The following is a 22093-nucleotide window of genomic DNA, read 5'->3' as shown; positions in this document are numbered from 1 at the left end:
GTCAGCCCGACCAGCAGATTGGCGATCTCTTCGTTCTCGGCCCGCAACGTCAGGCTATAGCGATAACAGGTCTCGCTGACCCCAAAAGCCTGGCAAGCGAGGGCAATGCTGACCCCTCGTCGCGCCACCGCATTCTTGGCTATTTTGGTCAGAAAATTCTACTTATGCAGCCCCCCACTTTCGGGGAGAATTACGCGGTCCCCAAAGGGGCATTTCACATTCGACAACCCGCTTGGCAGCGCTCGCGGTCCGAAATGCGTTTCGATAGGAAAAAATTACCGGTGACTTCGTGCCGCCGCGTCAGAGACAATGGTTCATCCCGGGGTCTTTTCAATTGCCCCTGTCTTTGATGCCGCGAATCCCATATATGAAACGCCTATTCGAAGCCCGAGGCTGCCATGACCCCCACCGATATACCGCAAGCAACCGCCCCGATCACGCAAGACGTGCTGACCCTGCCCCGCAAAATGCCCGAGGGCGGCGATGGGCGGATCAATATCATCGGCCTGACGCGCGATCAGCTGCGCGCCGCGCTGATTGACGCCGGCACGCCTGAGAAACAGGCCAAGATGCGCGTGGGACAAGTCTGGCAATGGGTCTATCACTGGGGGGTGCGTGATTTCGGACAGATGACCAATCTGGCCAAGGATTTTCGCGCATTACTGGCAGAAAAGTTTGAAATTGCCCTACCCGAGGTGGTGACAAAGCAGGTGTCAAGGGATGGCACGCGCAAATATCTGGTAAGGATTGCGGGCGGCCATGAGGTTGAGGTGGTCTATATCCCCGAAGAGGGGCGCGGGACGCTGTGCATCAGCTCTCAGGTGGGGTGCACGCTGACCTGTTCGTTCTGCCATACCGGCACGCAAAAACTGGTGCGCAACCTGACGGCGGGCGAAATTGTGGGCCAGGTGATGCTGGCGCGCGATGATCTGGGTGAATGGCCGGTGCAGGGCGCCCCCAAGGATGAGACCCGGCTGGTCAGCAATATCGTCCTGATGGGCATGGGCGAGCCGCTTTACAATTTCGACAACGTGCGCGACGCGATGAAGATTGTCATGGACAATGAAGGGATCGCGCTGGGCCGCCGCCGGATTACGCTGTCGACCAGCGGTGTGGTACCTGAAATCGCCCGCACCGCCGAGGAAATCGGCTGCCTGCTGGCGGTCAGCTTTCACGCGACCACTGATGAGGTGCGCGATAAACTGGTGCCGATCAACAAGAAATGGAACATTGCAACACTGCTTGCGGCACTGCGCACCTATCCCAACCTGTCGAACTCGGAACGGATCACGTTTGAATATGTGATGCTGCAGGGGGTGAACGACACCAAGGAGGACGCCTACCGGCTGATCGAATTGATCCGGGGAATTCCCGCCAAGATCAACCTGATCCCGTTCAACGAATGGCCCGGCGCGCCCTACAAGCGTTCAAGCGGGAACCGGATCCATGCCTTTGCCGATATCCTTTATAACGCGGGCTATGCGACCCCGATCCGTACCCCGCGCGGCGAAGATATCATGGCCGCTTGCGGTCAGCTGAAATCCGCGACCGAGCGGGCGCGAAAGTCAAAAACCCGGCCCGAAGGCGAGACTGGGCTGTAACCGCCCCCTCCACGCCCGCCAGTTTGGTTGCGCCATCGGGATCATGAGTATTTGGGCCAAAAAAAAGCCATAACCATAGGGTCTGATCAGGCTTTTTTTTGGAACAAATACTCATGCCCGGTATGGGTCGGCGCTGCCGGTGATCAGTCGCAGCTGTTTTTCCAATTTTCGATGATTTGAACCGCCTCGTCAGCGGTTTCGACAAAGCTGATCAGATCCAGATCCTCGGACGAGATGGTTCCGGCTTCGGCGAGGGCCTGCCAGTTGATGACTGTTTCCCAGAATTCGCGGCCAAAAAGGATGAAGGGGATCGGTTTCATCCGTTTGGTCTGAATCAGGGTCAGCGTTTCGAACATCTCATCCAGCGTGCCAAAGCCGCCGGGAAAAATGCATATCGCCTTGGCGCGCATCAGGAAGTGCATTTTCCGGATGGCGAAATAGTGGAAGTTGAAGGTCAGGTCTGGCGTCACATACTGGTTCGGCGCCTGTTCATGCGGCAGCACGATATTGAGCCCGATGGACTGGCCGCCAGCATCATCGGCGCCACGGTTTCCGGCCTCCATCACGCCGGGGCCGCCGCCGGTGCAGATCACGTTTTCGCGGCCATAGTTGGCCATGCTGCGTTCGGTCATCAGTTGCGCGAACTTTCGTGCCTCATCGTAGAAACGCGACAGTTCAGCCAGTTTCGGGGTTTTGGCGGTGTGTTTTTGCGATGGCTCGGGGATGCGGGCGCCGCCGAACATCACCACGGTTGAATTGATCCCGCGTTCATCCAGAATCATCTGCGGTTTGAGTAGTTCAAGCTGTAACCGAACCGGGCGCAGTTCTTCGCGCACCAGAAAATCTGTGTCGGTGAAAGCCAAACGGTAGGCAGGCGCGCGGGTTTGCGGCGTATCGGGGATACGGTCAGCGGCGCGCGCGTCCTGATGGCTGTCGCGAAACGGGTGACGGCGGGTTTCTTCGTTCATCTGCGTCCTTCCGCGCCGGGTGGTGCTGGCGCATTGCGTGGCCCTTTGGTTCCAACTATAGGCTGATCTGCATCAATGCCATATGAAACGCGCCAGAATAGACGAGGGAAACATGACCAACGCCGCTTTGGAGACCGCAATCGAATCCGCCTGGGAGGCGCGCGACACCATTACCCCCGCCACCAAGGGCGAGGTGCGCGAGGCTGTGGAGGCTACGCTCGAAGCGTTGGACAAGGGCGTTTTGCGGGTGGCAGAGCGGCAGGCGGGTGGTGAGTGGCATGTGAACCAATGGGCCAAGAAGGCGGTTTTGCTGGGGTTCCGGCTTAAGGATATGGAAATGCAGTCGGGCGGGCCGCAGGGCAGCGGCTGGTGGGACAAGGTTGATAGCAAGTTTTACGGCTGGACCGAGGCAGACTGGCGCGCTGGCGGCTTTCGCGCGGTGCCGAACTGCATTGTGCGGAAATCAGCTTACATCGGCAAGGGTGCGATTTTGATGCCCAGCTTTGTCAATCTGGGTGCCTATGTCGATGAGGGCACGATGGTTGATACCTGGGTCACGGTGGGATCTTGCGCACAGATCGGCAAGAATGTGCATCTGTCGGGCGGGGTCGGCATTGGCGGCGTGTTGGAGCCGATGCAGGCAGGCCCGACGATTATTGAGGACAACTGCTTTATCGGCGCGCGGTCCGAGGTGGTTGAAGGCTGCATTATCCGCGAAGGCTCGGTCCTGGGGATGGGCGTTTTCATCGGCAAGTCCACCAAGATCGTCGACCGGGAAACCGGCACAGTCAGCTATGGCGAGGTGCCCGCAGGGTCGGTGGTGGTGGCCGGGTCCTTGCCCAGCAAGAACGGTGTCAGCCTTTATTGCGCGGTGATTGTCAAACGCGTGGATGCGCAGACGCGCAGCAAGACCTCAATCAATGAGTTGCTGCGTGACTGAGGGGGGCAGCACGCCAGAAAGTGCGGCAAAACCGGAAAAGGCCAAGCGCCCGCAGCAGGTATACACCCTGTTGGTTGAGGTTGGGCGCAAAGCCGGGGACGGGCTGCCGAAGGGCGCGACGGGGGCGGGGCTGGTGATTTACGCCAGCGGCGTCGATGAGGGGGAGGCGGTGCGCGAAACTGTGCTGATCCTGAAACAGGCCGATTTGGCGCCCCTGGACGTGACCGGCTATGGCACGTTGGAGGAACGTTTGGCCCAAGGCCATGAGATTGATGAGGATGAGCGCGCACTGATGGCGCGCGCACTGGCCGAAAACTCGGTCATCGTGGCGCAGATGACGCCCTTTTTCGGCGAAGATCGACCGACGGTGCAATAGCGGCGCTTTGGCGGGCCGATCATGATTGGCGTTCGCCGTGGTGCTTGCTACACTGCCTGCAAAACGCAGATAAAGGCGGGCGGGCATGAGACAGACTTTCAGGACAATCGCGCTTTCGGCGGTGGCTTTTTCGGGGCTGACGGCCTGTTCGGGATCCGCCGAGCAGGGGCCAAGGGGGGGCGACGTTCAGGTGACACAGCCGGTGGAGAGGGCCTCGCCCGAGGTGCAGCGCGGCTTTGAAAGCTGGGTCGAGGGGTTTCGCCCGCGCGCGCTGTCAAACGGGATTTCGGCGGCGACATGGAACCGCGCGATGCGGGGCGTTCAGTATAACCCCGATGTGATCCGCCGCGACCGCAACCAATCGGAATTTACCAAGACGATCTGGGAATATCTGGACAGTGCCGCCTCGGAGACGCGGATTGCGAATGGCCGTGCGGCGTTGGCGCAGCATGGCGCTGTTCTGTCCCGGATCGAGGCGCAGTATGGCGTTGAGAAAGAAGTGGTGGTCGCGGTCTGGGGGCTGGAAAGCAGCTATGGCAGCCACCGCGGCACCACGCAGCTTATTCCGGCGCTGTCGACGCTGGCCTATGACGGGCGACGCGGCAGTTTCTTTGCCGAACAGCTTATCGCGGCGCTGAAGATCATTCAGGCCGGCGATACCGACCCCGAACATCTGACCGGGTCATGGGCCGGGGCGATGGGGCACACGCAGTTCATCCCGACCTCGTATCTGGCGTTTGCGGTGGACTTTACCGGCGATGGCAAACGCGACATCTGGTCGGATAACCCGGCGGACGCGCTGGCCTCGACTGCCGCCTATCTGGCGCGGTCGGGCTGGGTGAAGGGTCAGCCCTGGGGGGTCGAGGTGCAGCTTCCGCAGGGGTTCAACTATGGGCTGGCGGGCAAGCGGACCAAGAAATCACCTGCCGATTGGGCGGCGCTGGGGGTGCGCGATATGAACGGCGCGCGGGTGCCGAACCATGGCGCGGCCTCGATCCTGCTGCCTGCCGGGTCGAAGGGCGCGGCGTTCATGATCTTTGGCAATTTCACCGCCATCTCGCGCTACAACAATGCCGATGCCTATGTGATTGGCGTCGGGCATCTTTCGGACCGGTTGCGGGGCCGCGGGCCGATCCGCGCAAGCTGGCCGCGTGATGACCGGGCGCTGAAGGCCGCCGAGCGGCAGGAGCTGCAGGAACGGCTGTCCGCCAAGGGGTTTGACACCCAAGGCACCGACGGCAAGATTGGCCCCAATACCATTGCCGCGATCGAGGCGTGGCAGCGTGCCAACGGGATGACCCCTGACGGCTACGCGACGATGGATGTACTGGTAAAACTGCGCTGAGGGTTTGATGGAAATTATTCAGACCGGGTTGCCCGGCGTGTGGCAACTGACACCGCGCCGCTTTGGCGATGCGCGCGGCTTTTTCAGCGAAAGCTGGAACCGCAGGACGCTGCGTGACGCGGGGCTGGATCTGCCCGAATTCGTGCAGGACAATCATTCGATGTCGGGCGCCGTCGGAACGTTGCGCGGGCTGCACTTTCAGGCGCCGCCACATGCGCAGGGCAAGCTGGTGCGCTGCGGGCGTGGGCGGTTATGGGATGTGGCGGTGGATGTGCGCCGGGGCAGCCCGACTTATGGCCAATGGCATGGCGAAGAACTGTCGTTTGAAAACGGCCGCCAGCTATGGATTCCGGCGGGGTGTTTGCACGGCTTCGTCACCCGTGAGCCGGATACCGAGATTATTTACAAATGCACCGACCATTATGCCCCCGACTGCGATGGCGCGGTGCGCTGGGACAGTCTGGGCATCGACTGGGGCGCGGCCGTGCCGATCCTGTCCGAAAAGGACGCGGCGGCGCAGCCCTTTGCCGCGTTTGAAAGCCCGTTTGTCTGGGCTGCCCCCGCCTGAGCGGCGTCAGAAGATGAAATCATCTGCACCCATCGCGCCCAGCCAGACGTTTTCCAGCGTCAGCACGTCTGCCCCGGCGGTGATGATCACATCGTCGCCAACCTGCGTCATTGCGGCCAGAACCTTGGCATAGCTGTCCAGCGCGGAATGGGCGGAAAAGTCGATCCGCTCATCCGGGTTGGCGGCATCGAAATCGGTGATCCGGTCACGGCCGAAACCATCGTCGAAAATGAAGATGTCGGCATCGGGCAGGCCAAGCGCCACGGTGACGCCGGTTTTGGTGAAGGTGACGATATCCATGATACCGTCACCGTTCATGTCAGCCAGAAAACGCGGCTCCCACCCGTGACCGGCCCATCCGTCGCGGCCCTCGGCAGCGAAGGTTTGCAGCGGATGGAACCGCCCGCCCCCCAGCGACAACGCGACCGAGGTGGTGCCAGCGTCAAAGCCGATGATGTCGTCCAGCCCGTCGCCGTTCAGATCCACAACCATGCGCTGCTGGTTGTTGTTTGAGGTCCAGCCCTGATTGGTGCCAAAATCGTCCAGCAGCAGTTGCGCGGGGCCCAGACCTCCGGCGCCGTCTGACAGGGCGACATAGGTGCCCTTGCGGCCAAATCCAATAATATCGGCAAAGCCATCACCGTTCAGATCACCGCTGGTGCGAAAATACCGGTCGTTTGAGCCCCACCCATCGGTGACGCTGAAATTGGCGACGATCCTGAAGGTGTCTCCAAATCCGCCGCCGGGCTTGGCCAGCGCCACATAGGTGCCCCGGTGGCCAAAACCGATCAGATCATCCAGCCCATCGCCGTTTATGTCGCCAATGATGCGGGGGTATCTGTCGAAAGATACCCAGCCCTGCTGCGCCCCCAGATTCTGCACCGCTATTTTGGCCGGGCCAAAGCCACCGCTGTCATCGGCATAGGCGATATAGGCCCCCCTTTTACCAAAGCCGACAATATCATCCAGCCCGTCACCGTTGAAATCGCCCACAAGGCGGGGGAACTCATCATACGAAACCCAGCCCTGTGCGCGGCCAAAGTTGTCGACCGCAAAGGTGGCTTTGGTAAAGCTGCCGTCGGCCGTGGCGGCGGACAGGTAGGTGCCGCGATTGCCAAATCCGATGATCGCGGCGATGTTCACCCCCTCGGCCAGTAGCCTTGGTGTCTCGTCCTGCGATACCCAGCCCCCGGCATTGACGCCAAAGTTGGCGACCGTCTGCACCGGCGCCAGATAACCAAGCGTGCCGCCGGTCAGAATGTCATTGCCGATGCCGCCAACAAGCATGTCATCATTGCCGCCACCAGACAGGATGTCATTGCCGCCGTTGCCCTCCAACCGGTCGATACCTGCGCCCCCATGAAAAATATCACCCGCAGAGGTGCCGTGTTTGACAGTGCCTGTATTTTCGTCAAACGCGATGCCAAAAAGACGCTCGTAGTCCAGGGTGGGGTCATAGCGCGCGAAGGGTAGCCGAACCGCCTGCATCACCTGCATGAGATTTATCGAGGTGCCTGCGGCGCTATGCAACACTACCGTAGTGCCAAGATAACTGATCGTGGCCCCGGTCATTGTGGGTCTGATTTCCAGCTGCGCGGCAGACCGTAGAAGGGGCATAAGGGTCAGGTCGATCAGGTCAAGCCCGGGTTGGAAATCCATGATCTGATTGGTCTTGCCGTTGGCCCCCAAAACGAATGTATCGGCACCCGCACCGCCCCAGAGCCGGGCCGCCCCAGCGCCCGCAACCAAAATATCGTCGCCCGCCAGCCCCTTCAGGTCGATGTCGGTATCTGCCGCAACCAGCATGTCACTGCCACTGCCACCGGTCAGCGCCGCCGTGCCACCGCCGGCCATTTGCGTCAGCCCTGACGGCCCCAGATCAAGGAGCAACTGCGTGATGCCAGTTTCGCTGGCGCTGCCGACAAAGACCTGCGCCTTGCCATCATTTTGCACCCAGACGGCCAGGGCCGACACATCGGCCAGCGTCATCGCGGCGCTATCGGCCAGCGTGGTCAGGTGAATCAACTGACCCGTGGGCAGAAGGGTGAACAGGCTTAGCCCGTCATCACCGCCCCCGGCCAGAACATAGACGCGCCCCTCAACGCTGAAACTGCGCAGGGCGGTCACGCCTTGAAACCGTGTCTCAAGACTGTCGACGATATGGTCGGTGGCGGTCATCGTGCCATCTGCGCCAATCCGCAGCACCGTCAGGGACGAGCTGCCCGATGCCCCCACAATCGCATAGCTTTGGCCGTTCAGCACCGCGCTGACGACATTGGTGGGGGTTTGAAAGCCAATCCCGGATTCAGTCGTCAGCGTATCGGCGGTTTGCAAAGTGCCGTTCGCGGCAATGCGGTAGCTGCGCACCATTCCGGTCGCGCCATTCACACCGATCAGCACATGCTGATTGCCGATCTGAACGGTGGCAAGGGCACCAAACCCGCCGGCCGAGGTATCGCTTGCACCGCTGATCAGGCTGGGGCCGGTGGCAAGCCCTGTCTCGAATACTGCCGGGGCCAACTGGCCCGCCTTGGCGACGTAAAGGAATGATCGCCCGGCAATCTCAGCCTGGGTTGCGGCCAGCATTTCGGTTAGCGGTGCCGAGGCCAGATCAATGCTTTGGCGGCCACCGAACCCCCCTGTTGCGTCCAGTTTGAACGCGTTGATGCCGCTGATGTTCATTCCCAGCGACAGGCCGAAATACCCGGAATCGGTCGCGATGACCTCAACCTGCGGCGGGGCCAGATGGCCAAGGTCCGCGTTGATTGTTTTGCCCGCAATGAAGGTTGCGGCACCGTTTTCGATCAGGCGAAAGGCCGAAAACCCGCCCCCGGTGCCGGTCGCGCCGTAAAGCAGCACGTTGCCACCCTGCACCGATATTTCCAGATCCGTCAGCGCACAAACATAGCTTTCAAACCCCGCAAAATGCGTGGCCCTGTGCCAAAACACCGGCATCCCCAACCCCCCAAAAGTCCTTGCACCCCCGTGCAGGACCAACGCTAGAAGCGGGGTGTTAATTGTTGCTCAATACAACAAGGCGGGAATAAGAAGATTGCGGACAATTCTACCCATCAGGTGCGCCGGCGTGACGCTATGGCTGTAAAAACGCGCGGTAGTTCATCCGCACCAGCAACAGGCCGGTAATTGCCAGAAGGGCGGCAACCATGCCAACATAAAGCGCGTCAAGATAGTCACCGCTGTAGGTAAGATAGAACCCCGACCGCATGAAGCCGACGCCGTGCAACAGCGGATTATACCACAGCACGTCCTGGGCCATGGCGGGCAGGTCGTCATAGGTAAAGAATATCCCCGAAACCAGAAACAGCGGCCGCGTCAGCACCCACCAGATGCGGCCCCAGGCGGGAAAGGATGTCATCAGATAGCAGTTCATCAGCCCGACACCCAGCCCCAGCACGGCGGTCAGCAGGTAGGCGCGCACAACCGCCAGCACATCGAGTGCCGCACCCGTTTGAAATACCAGCAGGATCGCGCCAAAGATCACCACGCCAACAACCATATGCGTCAGTAGCGTCAGTAAAAACCGTGCGATCAGCGCATCAATATAGGTGACCGCCGGATAGGTCAGCAGCGGGCGCGAAAAGCTGATCACGCCCGCGATCTTGCTCGACATATCGTTGAACAGGGTAAAGGGCAGATATCCGGTGGCGTAGAACAGGGCAAAGCTGGTGCCGATCGAGGGGCGGTGCATCGCCAGCGAAAACATCAGCGTCAGCATTGCCACTGCGCCCGCTGGCTCGAGAATGGCCCAGGCGTATCCGCCCGGTGATCGTCCATAAGTTGTAGACATTTCCCGCAACATCAGCGCAGAAACGGTGCGCGGCATGCGAAAGTGCCGGTTGGGTCTGCTGGCAGGCGCATCAGATTGCATGTGGTTTGGGCCTTCGAAAGTTATGACTGGCAACGAAAGCCCCTGTTATGTAATGAATTGGGGCGGTAAACAAGCTAACGATCAGGCAGGGGCGCTTTGACAGACACTTCAACCTATCTGTGTGCAGCCGCCCGCACCCGGCGTGGAAGTCTGGCGGCGTTGCGGGGGGCGTTATGGTAGGTATTCCATCTGAGCGTGTGTTGGGTCAGCCCGCGCGGACATCGCGGGGGGCTTTGCGAAAGTCAGGTGTCTGGGCCAGTTTTGTTCTGGTCGTGATTTTGCCGATGGCACTGGCCGCCAGCTATCTTTGGGTATTCGCGGTTGACCAATACGCCTCGACGGTGGCGTTTTCGGTGCGCAAAGAGGAATATAAATCTTCGCTGGATCTGTTGGGCGGGATTCCACTGTTGTCAGGGTCAGCGGTATCTGACACCGATATACTTTACGAATTTCTGAAAAGTCAGGAATTGACTGAAAAAATTGACGAACGGATTGATTTGCGGGCGCTGTTCGCAAAAAACTGGCCCGATGACCCGGTATTTGCCTACAACCCCGCAGGCACGATTGAGGATCTGCACCGGCATCTGCTTCGGAAAATCCAGATCGCCTATGACAACCACACCGGCCTGATGACGCTGCGGATTCTGGCGTTTGATCGTGACGATGCAAGACGCATCGCGCAGGCGGTTTTCGACGAATGCAGCCGGATGATCAACGATCTGTCGGCAGTGGCGCGCAAAGACGCGACCCGCTACGCCAAGGAAGAGCTGGACGCCGCGGTGACCCGGCTGAAAGATGTGCGCCAAAGCCTGACCACGTTTCGCCTGACCAATCAGATGGTCGACCCGACGACGGATCTGCAAGGGCAGATGGGGGTGCTGAATTCGCTTCAGGCCCAGCTTGCCGAGTCGCTGATTGACCTTGATATGCTGCCGACCGGGCTACGACCCGATGACACGCGGGTGGTGCAGGGCCAGCGGCGGATTGATGTGATCCGCGACCGGATCGCCAGCGAACGTGCGAAATTTGGCGAAGATGGTGGCGTGCCGGGCGGCGAGGATTACGCCTCGTTGATTGCCAGATATGAACGGCTGTCCGCTGATCTGTTGTTCTCGGAAGAGGGCTACCGCACGGCGCAGGCGGCCTATGATCTGGCTTTGGCGGATGGGCGGCGGCAATCGCGCTATCTGGCTGCGCATATCCGCCCGACGCTGGCGGAAAAGGCCCAATATCCCGAACGCCTGAAGCTGCTGGCGATTGTCGGCTTTTTCCTGACGATCTTTTGGTCGGCTGGGGCATTGATCTATTTCAGTATCCGGGACCGGCGCTAATAGCATGATACGGCTTCAGAACCTGTCAAAAGCCTACGTCGTCAACGGTAAGCGCAAGGTTGTTGCCGATGATATCACCGCGGTCTTTCCGGGCAGGGTTTCGGTCGGGTTGCTGGGGCGCAATGGGGCGGGCAAATCCAGCCTTCTGCGGATGATTGCGGGGACGATGGACCCAACCTCGGGGCGGGTCACCTCGGACGGGACCATCTCTTGGCCGGTGGGGTTTGCGGGCAGCTTTCACAATGACCTGACCGGGGCGCAGAACACCCGCTTCGTGGCCCGAATCTACGGGGTCGAGGTGGCCTATCTGCTGGATTACGTTCGTGATTTCGCTGATCTGGGGGGGCATTTTGACCTGCCGTTTCGGACCTATTCGTCGGGGATGCGGTCGCGGTTGGCGTTTGGCGTCTCAATGGGGGTCGGCTTTGACACCTATCTGGTGGATGAGGTGACAAGCGTCGGTGATGCCGCGTTCAAACGCAAAAGCGAGGCGGTGTTTCAAGAGCGGATGAAGACCAGCGGTGCGATTGTCGTGACCCATTCGATGCGGATGATCCGGCGATTGTGCAGCGTTGGCGCGGTGCTGGAGAATGGGCATCTGACCCTTTACGACGACATCGAAGAGGCGGTGGCCGTGCATGAGCGCAACATGAGCGAGCCCGCACCGCAGGCCGCCTCGTGACGGGCGCGCCCCTTTTGACCATTGCCTATTCCACCCTGGGCGCACGGGCCGGAACGATCCGCCTTCCGCCGCCGCGGGGTGGGGTCGAAATTCTGGTGCTGATACAGGCGGCCGAGGATGACGCGGCCATGATGGCGCCCCAGCGACCCGATGTTTGTCCCATCACGCTGCAGGGGCGGGGTGTGGCGCAGTCGCGAAACGCGGCGCTGGATCATGCGCGAGGGCAGTTCCTGCTGTTTGCCGATGATGATGTTGTTTTTGACGCGGGCGCCCTGGACCGTATGTTGGCCGAATTCACCCGAGACCCGGGGCTGGTGCTGGCGCTTGGCCAGACCCAGGGCCCGGACGGGCGTCTGCGCAAGGCCTATTCACGCAGGCCCGCCCGGCTGACGCGGTTCAACAGCGCAAAGGCCGCAACCTATGAGATGATGCTGCGTCTGGCCCCCGTTCGGGCATTGGGGATGCGGTTTGACGAAGGCTTTGGGGCGGGGATGCCCAATTTTCTGGGCGATGAGTATATCTTTATCTGCGATCTGCTTCAGGCCGGGTGCCGCTGCCGTTTCTTTCCGGTGACGCTGGCCACCCATTCGGTGCATAGCTCTGGTATGCGCTGGTCCGACCCAGAGGCGATGCGCGCACGCCGTGCGGTCTTTGCGCGGGTGTTTGGCCGCGCCGGACCGGTTATCTATGCGGCGTTTCGGCTGAAGAACTGGAAAAGGGCAAGGCTTAGGGCGTAAACGCGCGGGGGGCAGAAACGCTGTCTGCGTGTAAGGCGTCTGAACCCGAGCCTTTCAAATCCGGCTTTGCGGCAAAACTGGATGACTGTTGACGCCACTTCGGCCAGCCGTTCGTAGCGATGAATGTGGAATGATCACGGGTCAGTGTAATCGTGGGCTCTTTTGGGTGGGGCGTTCTGATCCGGCCTTGCCCTTGCCCCCATGACCCGGCTAAGAAAACGAAGTGACATGAAGGAGGCGCATGGCCATGGATGACCCAAGAACCTTGGTTTCTACCGATTGGCTGGAGGCGCATCTGAAAGACCCGGATCTTCGGATCCTGGATGGGTCGTGGTTTTTGCCGCAGATGGGGCGCGATGCGCTTGCAGGCTATAACGCCGCGCATATCCCCGGCGCGCGGTTTTTCGATATCAACGAAATCTCTGACAATCGGTCGCTTTTGCCGCACATGGCGCCACCTGTGGAAAAATTCATCAGCCGGATGCGGGCAATGGGCGTGGGCGACGGGCATCAGGTCGTGGTCTATGATCAGGCCGGCATCTTTTCGGCCCCCCGCGTCTGGTGGACGTTTCGCCTGATGGGCAAGATGGATATTGCCGTGCTGGATGGAGGCCTGCCCAAATGGCTGGCAGAGGGGCGCCCGACCGAAGATCTGCCGCCGCTTGCGCGCGACCGCCACATCACCGTGCAGCGGCAGGCACATCTGGTGAAGGATGTTACGCAGGTTGCCCATGCCTCAAAGCTTGCCGATCATGAAATCATTGATGCCCGCGCCCATGGTCGCTTTATCGGTCGTGACCCTGAGCCGCGCCCGGGCCTGCGCCCGGGCCATATCCCTGGATCGAAGAACGTGCCCTACACCGATCTTTTGACCGCTGATGGCACGATGAAAACCCCCGAAGATCTACGCACCGTTTTCACCGCCGCAGGTGTGGACCTTGCCAAACCCGCAATTACCACCTGTGGGTCGGGCGTAAATGCCGCAATGCTGGCGCTGGCGCTGGAACGGTTGGGCCACCGAAATCACGCCGTTTATGATGGCGCTTGGGCCGAATGGGGTATGTACAATGACCTCAAGGTCGTAACCGGAGAAGCATGATGCTGAGTAATCTCAAACCGCAGGCCGAAGACAAGATTCTGGCGCTGATGGGCCAATTCAGGGCCGACCCTCGGCAAAACAAGATTGACCTTGGGGTAGGCGTTTACAAAGACGCAACCGGGTTGACCCCGGTGATGCGTGCGGTCAAGGCCGCCGAAAAACAGCTTTGGGAAGCCGAGACCAGCAAAAGCTATACCGCATTGGCGGGCGAGCCCGCCTTTCATGCCGCCATGGCCGAAATGGTGTTTGGCGCGAATTACCCCAAAGATCGGCTTTCGGCCCTCGCGACCGTAGGTGGCACAGGTGCGTGCCGTCAGGCGTTTGAGCTGGCGCGCATTGCCAACCCCGGTTTTACCATCTGGGTGTCGAACCCGACATGGCCGAACCACTTGTCTATCTTATCCTTCCTGAAGCAAGACCATAAACTATACCGCTATTTTGACAGTGCCGCCCGCGCCGTGGATTTTACCGCGATGATGGCAGATCTGGATGGGGTAAAGCCGGGCGATGTGGTGCTGTTGCATGGCTGCTGTCACAATCCTACCGGCGCCAATCTGACGCTGGCCCAATGGTCTGCGGTCGCTGACCTGTTGGAGGCCAAAGGCGCTATCCCGATGATTGACCTTGCCTATCAAGGCTTTGGTGACGGGTTGGACGAAGACGCCGCAGGCACCCGACTGATCGCAGAGCGCCTGCCCGAGGTGCTGGTGGCGGCGTCGTGTTCAAAGAACTTTGGCATTTACCGCGAACGCACCGGAATTTTGATGGTGCTGAGTGACCCTGCCGACCGTGCCCTTACCCAGGGAACCCTGGCCTATCTGAACCGTCAGACCTATTCGTTTGCACCTGATCATGGCGCGCGTCTGGTGACGATGATCCTGACCGATCCGGCCTTGCGCACCGAATGGCAGACAGAGCTGGAGGCTGTCCGGCAGGGTATGCTGGGCCTGCGTGAGCAACTGGCGGCAGAACTGAAGCGATTGTCCAATTCTGACAGGTTCGATTTTATCGCGCAGCACCGCGGCATGTTTTCACGGCTGGGGGCAACGCCTGAACAGGTCGAGCAAATGCGCATCAAGAATGGTATTTACATGGTGGGTGACAGCCGTCTGAATATCGCCGGCCTGAACGCAGAGACGGTGCCGATACTGGCGCAGGCGGTCATTGATGCAGGAGTTTGAACAGATGGGTTCAGATTTCTCTTGAAAAGATAAGCATGCTTATCATATTTCGGTTCCATGACACATGGAACCGATTCTCTGGGCTTTTTGCTACATGATGCCGCGCGGCTTATTCGCCGCCGGTTTGAGGCGCGCGCCGCCGATCTGGGGCTGACGTCGGCCCAGTGGCGCGCGCTGGTTCACATTCTGCGCGCAGGCAATGCCAGCCAGGCACGGTTGGCCGAGCGGCTGGAAATTGAGCCGATCTCAGTCTCAAGGCTGGTTGATCGGATGGTTGAAGGCGGCTGGGTCACGCGCAAGGCTGACCCCTCAGACCGCCGCGCCCGCATTGTGGTGCCAACGTCCAAGTCATTGAAAACTTATGAAGAAGCCCGCAGCGTTGCTGATGTGGTCTATGCGCAGGCGTTGACCGGGCTGCCCGCTGAAACCCGCGAAACCCTGATGCGCGCGCTGCGCGCCATCGTCTGTAACCTTTCCGAGCCGGATGAAATCCTATGCTCGCCTGCCAAAAATGAGGCCCTGGATGACCACTGAAACCCCCGCCCCTAAACGTCCTCGCCGTCTGTTGATGGCCTCGTTGCCGTTGCTGCTGGTTGTCGGGGGGCTGGCGTTATGGCTTGCAAGCGGGCGCTATGAGGAAACCGAAAATGCCGCGCTGCATCAGGCCCGGATCTCGGTCGCGTCCGATATTTCGGGGCGGGTGGTCAGCGTTGCCATTGCCGAATCTCAGACGGTGAAAGCGGGCGATGTATTGTTTCAGGTCGATCCAGAGCCTTACAATCTGGCCTTGGCGCAGGCGGATGCCGCCTTGGCGCAGGCGCGGTTGGGGGTGGACCAGTTGCGCGCCGCTTATAACGTTGCGCTCGCGCAAGAAAAGATCGCTGCCGATGAGGCTGACTTTCAGGCATCCGAACTGATGCGCCAAGAGTCGTTGACCGGGCGCGGGGCTGCTACCTCGGCGGCACTGGACAAGGCGCGCCACGCGTCCGCCAAGGCGGATGAGGCGCTTTCGGCCGCGCGCCTGTCCGTTGTGGCGGCACGGACGGCCATGGGGGGGGTGCCAGAGGGCGAAACCGATAGTCACCCTTCGGTGTTGGCCGCGCTGGTCGCACGCGACAAGGCGGCCTACAATCTGTCGCTGACAACCGTTCTTGCCCCGGCCGATGGGGTTATCTATCAGGCCGCGTCATTCAAGCCGGGCCAATTTGTCGGTGCGGGCGCTGCGCTGTTTTCGCTGGTGGAAACTGGTGATACCTGGATCGACGCGAATTTCAAGGAAACCCAGATTGCCGCCATCGCCCCCGGTCAACGCGCCGAGGTTGAATTTGACCTGCTGCCGGGCCGTAGTTTCTCTGCAACGGTAGAGGCGATCGGGGCGGGTACCGGGGCCGAGTTTTCGCTGTTGCCTGCGCAAAACGCGACTGGAAACTGGGTCAAGGTTACGCAGCGCGTGCCGGTGCGGCTGCGGTTGGATGAAGCCGACGCTGCGCGTGATCTGCGTTCCGGTCTGTCGGTCACGGTCAAGGTTGATACCGGGCAGGCCAGCCATCTTGATGGATTGCTGGCCTATGCCGGAACGGGCGACATCTGATGAGTGTTTCAACGCCTGACGCGACCACCGTCCCGAATAGGGGGCTGATTACCCTTGCGGTGATGCTGGCCACAATCATGCAGGTGTTGGATACGACCATCGCCAATGTGGCGTTGCCGTCGATGCGCGCCGATCTGGGGGCTGCGCAAGATACGATCAACTGGGTGCTGACGTCGTATATCGTGGCGGCCGCGATTGTCACGCCGTTGTCGGGGTGGCTGTCAGATCGTTTTGGCCGCAAGGAAGTGTTCCTGATTTCGGTCGCGGGTTTTGTTGCAACCTCCATGCTGTGCGGCATCGCCTGGAGCCTTGAGTCGATGGTGCTGTTTCGGATGGCGCAGGGCGTTTTTGGTGCCGCTATCGTGCCGTTGTCGCAAACGTTCTTGCTGGATATCAACCCACGCGAACGTCATGGATCGGCTATGGCGTTGTGGGGCGCGGGGATCATGGTTGGTCCGATCATCGGCCCGACGCTGGGGGGCTGGCTGACCGAAAGCTTTAACTGGCGTTGGGTGTTTTTTATCAACCTGCCGGTTGGCGTGATCGCGTTCATGGGCTGCTCGGCCTATCTGCCGAACATGGTGCGACGGGTTCGCAAGTTTGACTTTTTCGGTTTTGGGATGCTGGCGCTGGGCGTGGGCGCGTTGCAGTTGATGCTGGATCGCGGCGCCGAGGTAGACTGGTTCGCCAGCGCCGAAATCTGGGTCGAGGCCACGCTGGCTGCCACCGGATTTTGGGTTTTCGTGGTGCATATCATTAACAGCCCAAAGCCTTTTCTGGATCCGCAGATGTTTGCCGACCGCAATTTTGTGACCGGCCTCGTGTTCATCTTTGTGGTCGGCATTATTTTGCTGGCCAGCCTGGCCCTGCTGCCGCCAATGCTTTCGGTGATATATGGGTATCCGGCCACGACGACCGGGATGGTGATGGCCCCGCGTGGCGTGGGTACGATGATAACGATGATCGCGGCAGGAAAGCTGGTTCAGGTGGTTGACCCGCGCAAGCTGGTGGTGACGGGGCTTTTGCTGACCGCGATCAGCCTGTGGATGATGACCGGTTTTACCCCGCAGATGGACGGAACGATCATCGTTACCTCGGGGTTGGTGCAGGGGTTTGGGTTGGGCTTTGTGTTTGTGCCGTTGACAACGGTGGCTTTTGCAACCCTGGATGTTCGCTACCGCGCAGATGGCACCAGTCTGTTCAGCCTTGTGCGCAATATCGGATCTTCTATCGGTATTTCGCTGGTTTCCCTGCTGTTGACGCGCAGCGTGCAAATCAATCATGCGGAGTTGTCGACCTTTATCAACCCGTTCAACCCGAACCTGACCGCGCTACTGCCGCCGGGATCAGCGGGGTCGACGTCATTGTTGCTGCAGCTTGACGGAATGGTAAATATTCAGGCGCTGATGATTGCCTATATCAACGACTTCAAGGCGATGATGCTGGTAACGTTGGCCGCGATCCCGTTGGCGCTTTTGCTGCGCAAACCGGGGTTGGCGACAACCGCGCCGGTTGCGCATCTGGATTGACGCGGCGGCGAAGGGGCATCCCTGACCGCCGCGCCCTGCAGGGCCGGGATCAGGCGTGATACGCCTTTTCGCCATGCGCTGTCAGGTCAAGGCCCTGACGCTCATCCTCGGGTGAAACACGCAGGCCGGCGATCGCCTTGGTCAGGTAAAGCAGGATCAGCGACCCGACCCCGCTCCATAGCAGGGTGATGATGACCGCCTTGATCTGCGCCATAACCTGCGCGCCCATGGTGCCCGCCTCGACCACATAGCCGGTGCCACCCAGGAACGGCGCGCACAAGATGCCGGTGCAGATCGCACCGACAATGCCGCCAATGCCGTGAACGCCAAAGACATCAAGGCTGTCGTCATAGCCAAACATCGATTTGATCCGCGTCACGAACAAGAAACAGATCGGTGAAACGACCAGCCCCAACATGATTGCCCCCACAGGGCCGGTCGTGCCGCACGCCGGCGTGATCGCTACCAGCCCCGCGACCATCCCCGAGGCAGCCCCCAGCCCTGAGGCCCTGCCGCGGGCCAGCGTCTCGACCACGTTCCAGCTGAGAATGGCGGCGGCAGTCGCTACCAGTGTGTTGATCATCGCCAAGGTGGCGCCTACCGTCGCCTCAAGGTTGGAACCCGCGTTGAACCCGAACCAGCCCACCCACAGCATCGCCGCCCCGACCATGGTCAGCGTCATCGAATGCGGCGCCATCATATCCTTGCCCAGCCCGATGCGCGGCCCGATCACCAGCGCGGCCATCAGCGCCGCAATGCCCGCGTTTATGTGCACCACAGTGCCACCCGCAAAGTCGATCGCGCCCATGTTGAAGATCAGCCCCGCGCCATCCCACACCATATGCGCGATGGGAAAATAGATGACCGTCACCCACAGCACCGTAAACAGCAGAACCGCCGAGAATTTCATCCGTTCGGCAAAGGCACCGATGAACAGCGCTGGCGTGATTGCCGCAAAGGTCATCTGGAACGCGATGAACACATATTCCGGCAGTGCTACCCCATCCGAAAAGGTGGCGGCTGTCGACTCGGCGGTTACACCCGCGAGGAACAGTTTTCCAAGCCCACCCCAGAACGGTGATGTTCCGCCGCCGAAGGCGAAGGAATAGCCATAGAGCACCCAGATCACCATCACCATCGCGGTGATTGTCGTCGTTTGCATCAGCACCGAGAGCATGTTCTTGCTGCGCACGAGGCCGCCGTAAAATAACGCCAGCCCCGGAATGATCATGAACAGCACCAGCAAGGTTGCGGTCATCATCCATGCCACATCGCCCTTGTTGACCGTCGCGGCCATGGCTTCGGTGGTGGCGTCCTGCGCGAAGGCGGGCAAAGAGGCGATGGCCAGAAGCGCTGCCAGCCCGGCGCGTTGGTTGAAGGTGTTCATCTGTCTTGTCCCCTGATCTGGTTGCTTCACAGCGCGTCGTCCTGCGTTTCGCCGGTGCGCACGCGGACCGCCTGCGCCACGTCCAACACGAAAATCTTGCCGTCGCCGATTTTGCCGGTCCTGGCCGCGGTGTGGATTGTGTCGACGGCCTCATCGGCCAGCGCATCCGCGACCACGATCTCCAACTTGACCTTGGGGACGAAGTTCACGGCATATTCGGCGCCACGATAGATTTCGGTGTGGCCGGACTGTGCCCCGAAACCCTTGATCTCGGTCACCATCATTCCGCGCACACCGATGGCCGTCAGCGCCTCGCGGACCTCGTCCAGCTTGAACGGTTTGATTGTTGCAATGATAAGTTTCACCTCATGTTCCTTTCCTGGGGGTGACCCCCCTCCGCCCGTCGTGGGCGGCGCATGTGGAAATGGGGCGCCCTTCGCAGGTGCAGCACAAGAATACTAACAGGGTTAGATGGGTGATTTTTGCGCGTTGCCGCACATCGTATCCATATATTTAGGCGTATGCTTAAAATTTAGGCGCTATCTAAACCAAATCGTGTTTCAAAGCGTCTCCACAAGGCGGCGTTGCGCGTGTAGGGTGCGCGGCAAAACAACAGGCAATCGGGTCGGGTCAGCACATGGCGCAGACAGGCGGGCGTTCGGGCGGGCGGCAAGGGCCGTTGGTGGCGGACAAGCGATACAAGGCAGCGGCGGCAGCGCCGAAAGCCAAGGCAAAACCTGCGGCGCGCAAGCGGCGCAAGCCGTCACGCCCGCAGCGTCGGCATGGGCTGATTGTCGGCACGCTGCTGGGGTTGCTGCGGATGGTGTGGCGCGTGATCTGGGGGATCGGCTGGCGGGTGGGTGCTGTGACGGCGTTGATCCTAGGTCTTGCCACCTTCTACTTTTATTCGCAGATGCCCGAGGTTTCGACCCTGCTTGATGCACGTCAGCGTGGCTCGGTCACGCTTTTGGACCGCGACGGCAAGGTTTATGCGTGGCGCGGCGAAACTTTCGGCGGGCAGATCACCGCGGAAAACGTCTCGCCCTTCCTCAAGGATGCCGTGGTCGCCACTGAGGATCGCCGCTTTTTCAGCCATTTTGGCGTCAGCCCCCGCGGTATTGCCTCGGCGGTGCGGATCAACCTTTCCGAAGGGCGTGGCCCGCTGGAGGGCAATGGCGGCTCCACCATCACCCAACAGGTGGCGAAATTGCTGTGCCTTGGCGTGCCCTACGACCCCAAACAGTGGAAAACCGAAGCCGCCTATGAGGATGACTGCCGCTCTGGCGGGGTCAAACGCAAGATCAAGGAAATTCCCTTCGCGCTGGCGATGGAGTTCAAGTATTCCAAGAACGAAATCCTGACGATCTATCTGAACCGCGCCTATATGGGGGCAGGCGCGCGCGGGTTCGAGGCGGCCTCGCAGCGCTATTTCGGCAAATCGGCGGCCAATGTGAACCCGGCCGAGGCGGCGATGCTGGCCGGTCTTTTGAAGGCCCCGTCGCGCTATGCGCCCACCTCCAACCTGAAGCGCAGTCAGGACCGGGCGAGCATGGTGCTGGCGTTGATGCGCGAACAGGGTTTCCTTACCGCCGCCCAGCACGCCGAGGCAAAGGCCCACCCCGCCCAGCTGAGTCAGGCGGCGCAGGCCCGCGCAGGTGGTTATTTTGCCGATTGGGTGATGGACAGCGGCCCCGATTTTCTGACCACCGAGACGACCGAAGATGTGATCATCCACACAACGCTGGACCAGCGCCTGCAACGCGCGGCTGAAACCGCATTGGCCGATGTGTTCGCCACCAAGGTCAAGGAAGGTTCCAAGGCAGAGGCGGCGGTGGTGGTGATGTCCGCCGATGGTGCGGTGCGCGCCATGGTTGGCGGGCGTCAGTCCAAGGTGTCAGGCGCATTCAACCGGGCCACGCAGGCGCGGCGCCAGACGGGGTCCACGTTCAAACCCTTCGTTTATGCGGCGGCGCTGGATCTGGGCTATACCCCCGACACGTTGGTCGAGGATGCGCCGCTGACAATCAACGTCAAGGGGTCAGGGCCGTGGTCGCCGCAAAACTATAGTAGGAATTACAAGGGTCTGGTGACCCTGACCGAGGCGCTTGCCCATTCCCTGAACACCGCCACTGTGCGCGTTTCCGAGGCTGTCGGGCGGGATGCGGTGCGCCGTGTTGCCACCGATTTCGGCTTTGCCTCGGATCTGGCCAAAGGGCCGGCGGTGGCGCTGGGGGTTTCGGAATCGACACTGCTTGAGATGACCGGTGCCTTTGCGGGTATCCTGAACGGCGGTTCTTCGGTGCAGCCCTACGGGTTGATTGATTTGCGCCTGAAAGGCGATGACCAACCGTTGATCGATCAAATTGGCGGTATCGGAGAAAGGGTTATTTCAGAGCGTGCCGCGCGTGAACTGACCTATATGATGATGCAGGTGATCGACCATGGCACCGGCACCCGCGCCCGCCTTCCGGGCCGTGAAGTGGCGGGTAAAAGCGGCACCACGCAGGCCGCGCGGGACGCCTGGTTCATCGGGTTCACGGCCGATTATGTGACCGGTGTCTGGTTGGGGTATGACGACAACACGCCGCTGACGGGTGTTACCGGCGGTGGGCTTCCTGCCGAAATCTGGCAAGCTGTCATGACCCGCGTCGAAGACGGGTTGGCACCGCTTCCCTTGCCCAAGGCCGATCCTTCCGAGTGGCGCACTACCGCTGCCCCGACCTATCCGGCCCAGACGACCACCAGCGCGCCGCCCCAGCCCCAGGTCGCGCCGCAGACCGAAAAAGACCTTGCCGAAAGGATTCTGGAAGAAGTCCTCGGAACGCTGCTGGGGAATTGAGGCTGCGTTTCTTTCTGGTTCAAATACCCC

Annotated in this window: 19 protein-coding genes and 1 pseudogene; 14 read left to right on the top strand and 6 right to left on the bottom strand. The window is 60.6% G+C overall.

Features of this window, described 5'->3' with window-relative positions:
• Positions 1-146, bottom strand: a pseudogene (locus ACM62R_RS11915) (IS3 family transposase); the annotation flags it as partial.
• A gap of 252 nt (positions 147-398) precedes the next feature.
• Here ACM62R_RS11915 and rlmN point away from each other — a divergent pair.
• Positions 399-1601 (top strand): 23S rRNA (adenine(2503)-C(2))-methyltransferase RlmN, encoded by a 1203-nt coding sequence (gene rlmN / locus ACM62R_RS11910; protein WP_415184274.1) that lies wholly within the window; start codon positions 399-401, stop codon positions 1599-1601.
• Positions 1602-1744: 143 nt separating this feature from the next.
• Here rlmN and ACM62R_RS11905 read toward each other — a convergent pair whose 3' ends face one another.
• Positions 1745-2569: an LOG family protein gene (locus ACM62R_RS11905; RefSeq protein ID WP_415184273.1), complete on the bottom strand. Its 825-nt coding sequence runs from the start codon at positions 2567-2569 to the stop codon at positions 1745-1747.
• 112 nt (positions 2570-2681) lie between these two features.
• Here ACM62R_RS11905 and dapD point away from each other — a divergent pair, with 112 nt between their 5' ends.
• From dapD to rfbC, 4 genes are all read left to right on the top strand, one after another.
• Positions 2682-3509 (top strand): 2,3,4,5-tetrahydropyridine-2,6-dicarboxylate N-succinyltransferase, encoded by an 828-nt coding sequence (gene dapD, locus ACM62R_RS11900; RefSeq protein ID WP_415184272.1) that lies wholly within the window; start codon positions 2682-2684, stop codon positions 3507-3509.
• Positions 3502-3885 (top strand): hypothetical protein, encoded by a 384-nt coding sequence (locus tag ACM62R_RS11895; protein ID WP_415184271.1) that lies wholly within the window; start codon positions 3502-3504, stop codon positions 3883-3885. Before dapD ends, ACM62R_RS11895 begins: the two co-directional genes overlap by 8 nt.
• 85 nt (positions 3886-3970) lie before the next feature.
• Entirely contained in the window at positions 3971-5230 is a 1260-nt protein-coding gene (locus ACM62R_RS11890) for a lytic murein transglycosylase (protein ID WP_415184270.1), read from the top strand.
• A 7-nt stretch (positions 5231-5237) separates the two neighbouring features.
• Entirely contained in the window at positions 5238-5798 is a 561-nt protein-coding gene (gene rfbC / locus ACM62R_RS11885; RefSeq protein WP_415184269.1) for a dTDP-4-dehydrorhamnose 3,5-epimerase, read from the top strand.
• Positions 5799-5804: 6 nt separating this feature from the next.
• On the opposite strand, the gene ACM62R_RS11880 is transcribed toward rfbC, so the two are convergent.
• Positions 5805-8747: an FG-GAP-like repeat-containing protein gene (locus ACM62R_RS11880; protein ID WP_415184268.1), complete on the bottom strand. Its 2943-nt coding sequence runs from the start codon at positions 8745-8747 to the stop codon at positions 5805-5807.
• A 142-nt stretch (positions 8748-8889) separates the two neighbouring features.
• Positions 8890-9618, bottom strand: coding sequence for an ABC transporter permease (locus tag ACM62R_RS11875; protein WP_415184278.1), 729 nt, complete (start codon positions 9616-9618; stop codon positions 8890-8892).
• Positions 9619-9860: 242 nt separating this feature from the next.
• Here ACM62R_RS11875 and ACM62R_RS11870 point away from each other — a divergent pair, with 242 nt between their 5' ends.
• The 8 genes from ACM62R_RS11870 to ACM62R_RS11835 all read left to right on the top strand — a co-directional run bounded on the left by ACM62R_RS11870 (position 9861) and on the right by ACM62R_RS11835 (position 17837).
• The gene (locus tag ACM62R_RS11870; protein WP_415184267.1) at positions 9861-11018 is read left to right on the top strand and encodes a sugar transporter; all 1158 of its coding nucleotides are present in this window, start codon (positions 9861-9863) and stop codon (positions 11016-11018) included.
• A gap of 4 nt (positions 11019-11022) precedes the next feature.
• The gene (locus ACM62R_RS11865) at positions 11023-11700 is read left to right on the top strand and encodes an ABC transporter ATP-binding protein (RefSeq protein ID WP_415184266.1); all 678 of its coding nucleotides are present in this window, start codon (positions 11023-11025) and stop codon (positions 11698-11700) included.
• Complete coding sequence (locus ACM62R_RS11860) at positions 11697-12437, top strand: glycosyltransferase family 2 protein (RefSeq protein WP_415184265.1); 741 nt, start codon at positions 11697-11699, stop codon at positions 12435-12437. The genes ACM62R_RS11865 and ACM62R_RS11860 overlap by 4 nt, the downstream gene beginning before the upstream one ends.
• Before the next feature lie 247 nt (positions 12438-12684).
• Entirely contained in the window at positions 12685-13536 is an 852-nt protein-coding gene (sseA, locus tag ACM62R_RS11855) for a 3-mercaptopyruvate sulfurtransferase (RefSeq protein ID WP_415184264.1), read from the top strand.
• Positions 13536-14717 carry an aromatic amino acid transaminase gene (locus ACM62R_RS11850; protein ID WP_415184263.1) on the top strand — a complete coding sequence of 394 codons (1182 nt, stop codon included), beginning with the start codon at positions 13536-13538 and terminating at the stop codon, positions 14715-14717. The genes sseA and ACM62R_RS11850 overlap by 1 nt, the downstream gene beginning before the upstream one ends.
• Positions 14718-14774: 57 nt before the next feature.
• The gene (locus tag ACM62R_RS11845) at positions 14775-15251 is read left to right on the top strand and encodes a MarR family winged helix-turn-helix transcriptional regulator (protein ID WP_415184262.1); all 477 of its coding nucleotides are present in this window, start codon (positions 14775-14777) and stop codon (positions 15249-15251) included.
• A complete protein-coding gene (locus ACM62R_RS11840) occupies positions 15241-16308 on the top strand; it encodes an HlyD family efflux transporter periplasmic adaptor subunit (RefSeq protein ID WP_415184261.1) in 1068 nt (355 codons plus the stop codon). Before ACM62R_RS11845 ends, ACM62R_RS11840 begins: the two co-directional genes overlap by 11 nt.
• Positions 16308-17837: a DHA2 family efflux MFS transporter permease subunit gene (locus ACM62R_RS11835; RefSeq protein WP_415184260.1), complete on the top strand. Its 1530-nt coding sequence runs from the start codon at positions 16308-16310 to the stop codon at positions 17835-17837. Before ACM62R_RS11840 ends, ACM62R_RS11835 begins: the two co-directional genes overlap by 1 nt.
• Positions 17838-17886: 49 nt before the next feature.
• Here ACM62R_RS11835 and ACM62R_RS11830 read toward each other — a convergent pair whose 3' ends face one another.
• Together ACM62R_RS11830 and ACM62R_RS11825 are read right to left on the bottom strand one after the other, a co-directional pair.
• Positions 17887-19224 (bottom strand): ammonium transporter, encoded by a 1338-nt coding sequence (locus ACM62R_RS11830; RefSeq protein ID WP_415184259.1) that lies wholly within the window; start codon positions 19222-19224, stop codon positions 17887-17889.
• Between the two features lie 26 nt (positions 19225-19250).
• Positions 19251-19589, bottom strand: coding sequence for a P-II family nitrogen regulator (locus ACM62R_RS11825; RefSeq protein ID WP_415184258.1), 339 nt, complete (start codon positions 19587-19589; stop codon positions 19251-19253).
• Between the two features lie 272 nt (positions 19590-19861).
• On the opposite strand from ACM62R_RS11825, the gene ACM62R_RS11820 reads away from it, so the two are divergent.
• Complete coding sequence (locus ACM62R_RS11820; protein WP_415184257.1) at positions 19862-22063, top strand: transglycosylase domain-containing protein; 2202 nt, start codon at positions 19862-19864, stop codon at positions 22061-22063.
• Positions 22064-22093: the final 30 nt, after the last annotated feature.

This window comes from Phaeovulum sp., assembly GCF_047638075.1.
Classification (GTDB): Bacteria; Pseudomonadota; Alphaproteobacteria; order Rhodobacterales; family Rhodobacteraceae; genus UBA6197.
Note: the sequence above shows the minus strand (reverse complement) of the source record. Positions and strands in the feature narration are given on the sequence as shown.

Coding starts and splice junctions, on each gene's coding strand:
- ACM62R_RS11875 (WP_415184278.1), bottom strand. CDS start 9,618: ATGTTGCGGGAAATGTCTACAACTTATGGACGATCACCGGGCGGATAC.
- rlmN (WP_415184274.1), top strand. CDS start 399: ATGACCCCCACCGATATACCGCAAGCAACCGCCCCGATCACGCAAGAC.
- ACM62R_RS11820 (WP_415184257.1), top strand. CDS start 19,862: ATGGCGCAGACAGGCGGGCGTTCGGGCGGGCGGCAAGGGCCGTTGGTG.
- ACM62R_RS11870 (WP_415184267.1), top strand. CDS start 9,861: ATGGTAGGTATTCCATCTGAGCGTGTGTTGGGTCAGCCCGCGCGGACA.
- ACM62R_RS11865 (WP_415184266.1), top strand. CDS start 11,023: ATGATACGGCTTCAGAACCTGTCAAAAGCCTACGTCGTCAACGGTAAG.
- ACM62R_RS11830 (WP_415184259.1), bottom strand. CDS start 19,224: ATGAACACCTTCAACCAACGCGCCGGGCTGGCAGCGCTTCTGGCCATC.
- ACM62R_RS11905 (WP_415184273.1), bottom strand. CDS start 2,569: ATGAACGAAGAAACCCGCCGTCACCCGTTTCGCGACAGCCATCAGGAC.
- rfbC (WP_415184269.1), top strand. CDS start 5,238: ATGGAAATTATTCAGACCGGGTTGCCCGGCGTGTGGCAACTGACACCG.
- ACM62R_RS11845 (WP_415184262.1), top strand. CDS start 14,775: ATGACACATGGAACCGATTCTCTGGGCTTTTTGCTACATGATGCCGCG.
- ACM62R_RS11840 (WP_415184261.1), top strand. CDS start 15,241: ATGACCACTGAAACCCCCGCCCCTAAACGTCCTCGCCGTCTGTTGATG.
- sseA (WP_415184264.1), top strand. CDS start 12,685: ATGGATGACCCAAGAACCTTGGTTTCTACCGATTGGCTGGAGGCGCAT.
- ACM62R_RS11890 (WP_415184270.1), top strand. CDS start 3,971: ATGAGACAGACTTTCAGGACAATCGCGCTTTCGGCGGTGGCTTTTTCG.
- ACM62R_RS11835 (WP_415184260.1), top strand. CDS start 16,308: ATGAGTGTTTCAACGCCTGACGCGACCACCGTCCCGAATAGGGGGCTG.
- ACM62R_RS11850 (WP_415184263.1), top strand. CDS start 13,536: ATGCTGAGTAATCTCAAACCGCAGGCCGAAGACAAGATTCTGGCGCTG.
- dapD (WP_415184272.1), top strand. CDS start 2,682: ATGACCAACGCCGCTTTGGAGACCGCAATCGAATCCGCCTGGGAGGCG.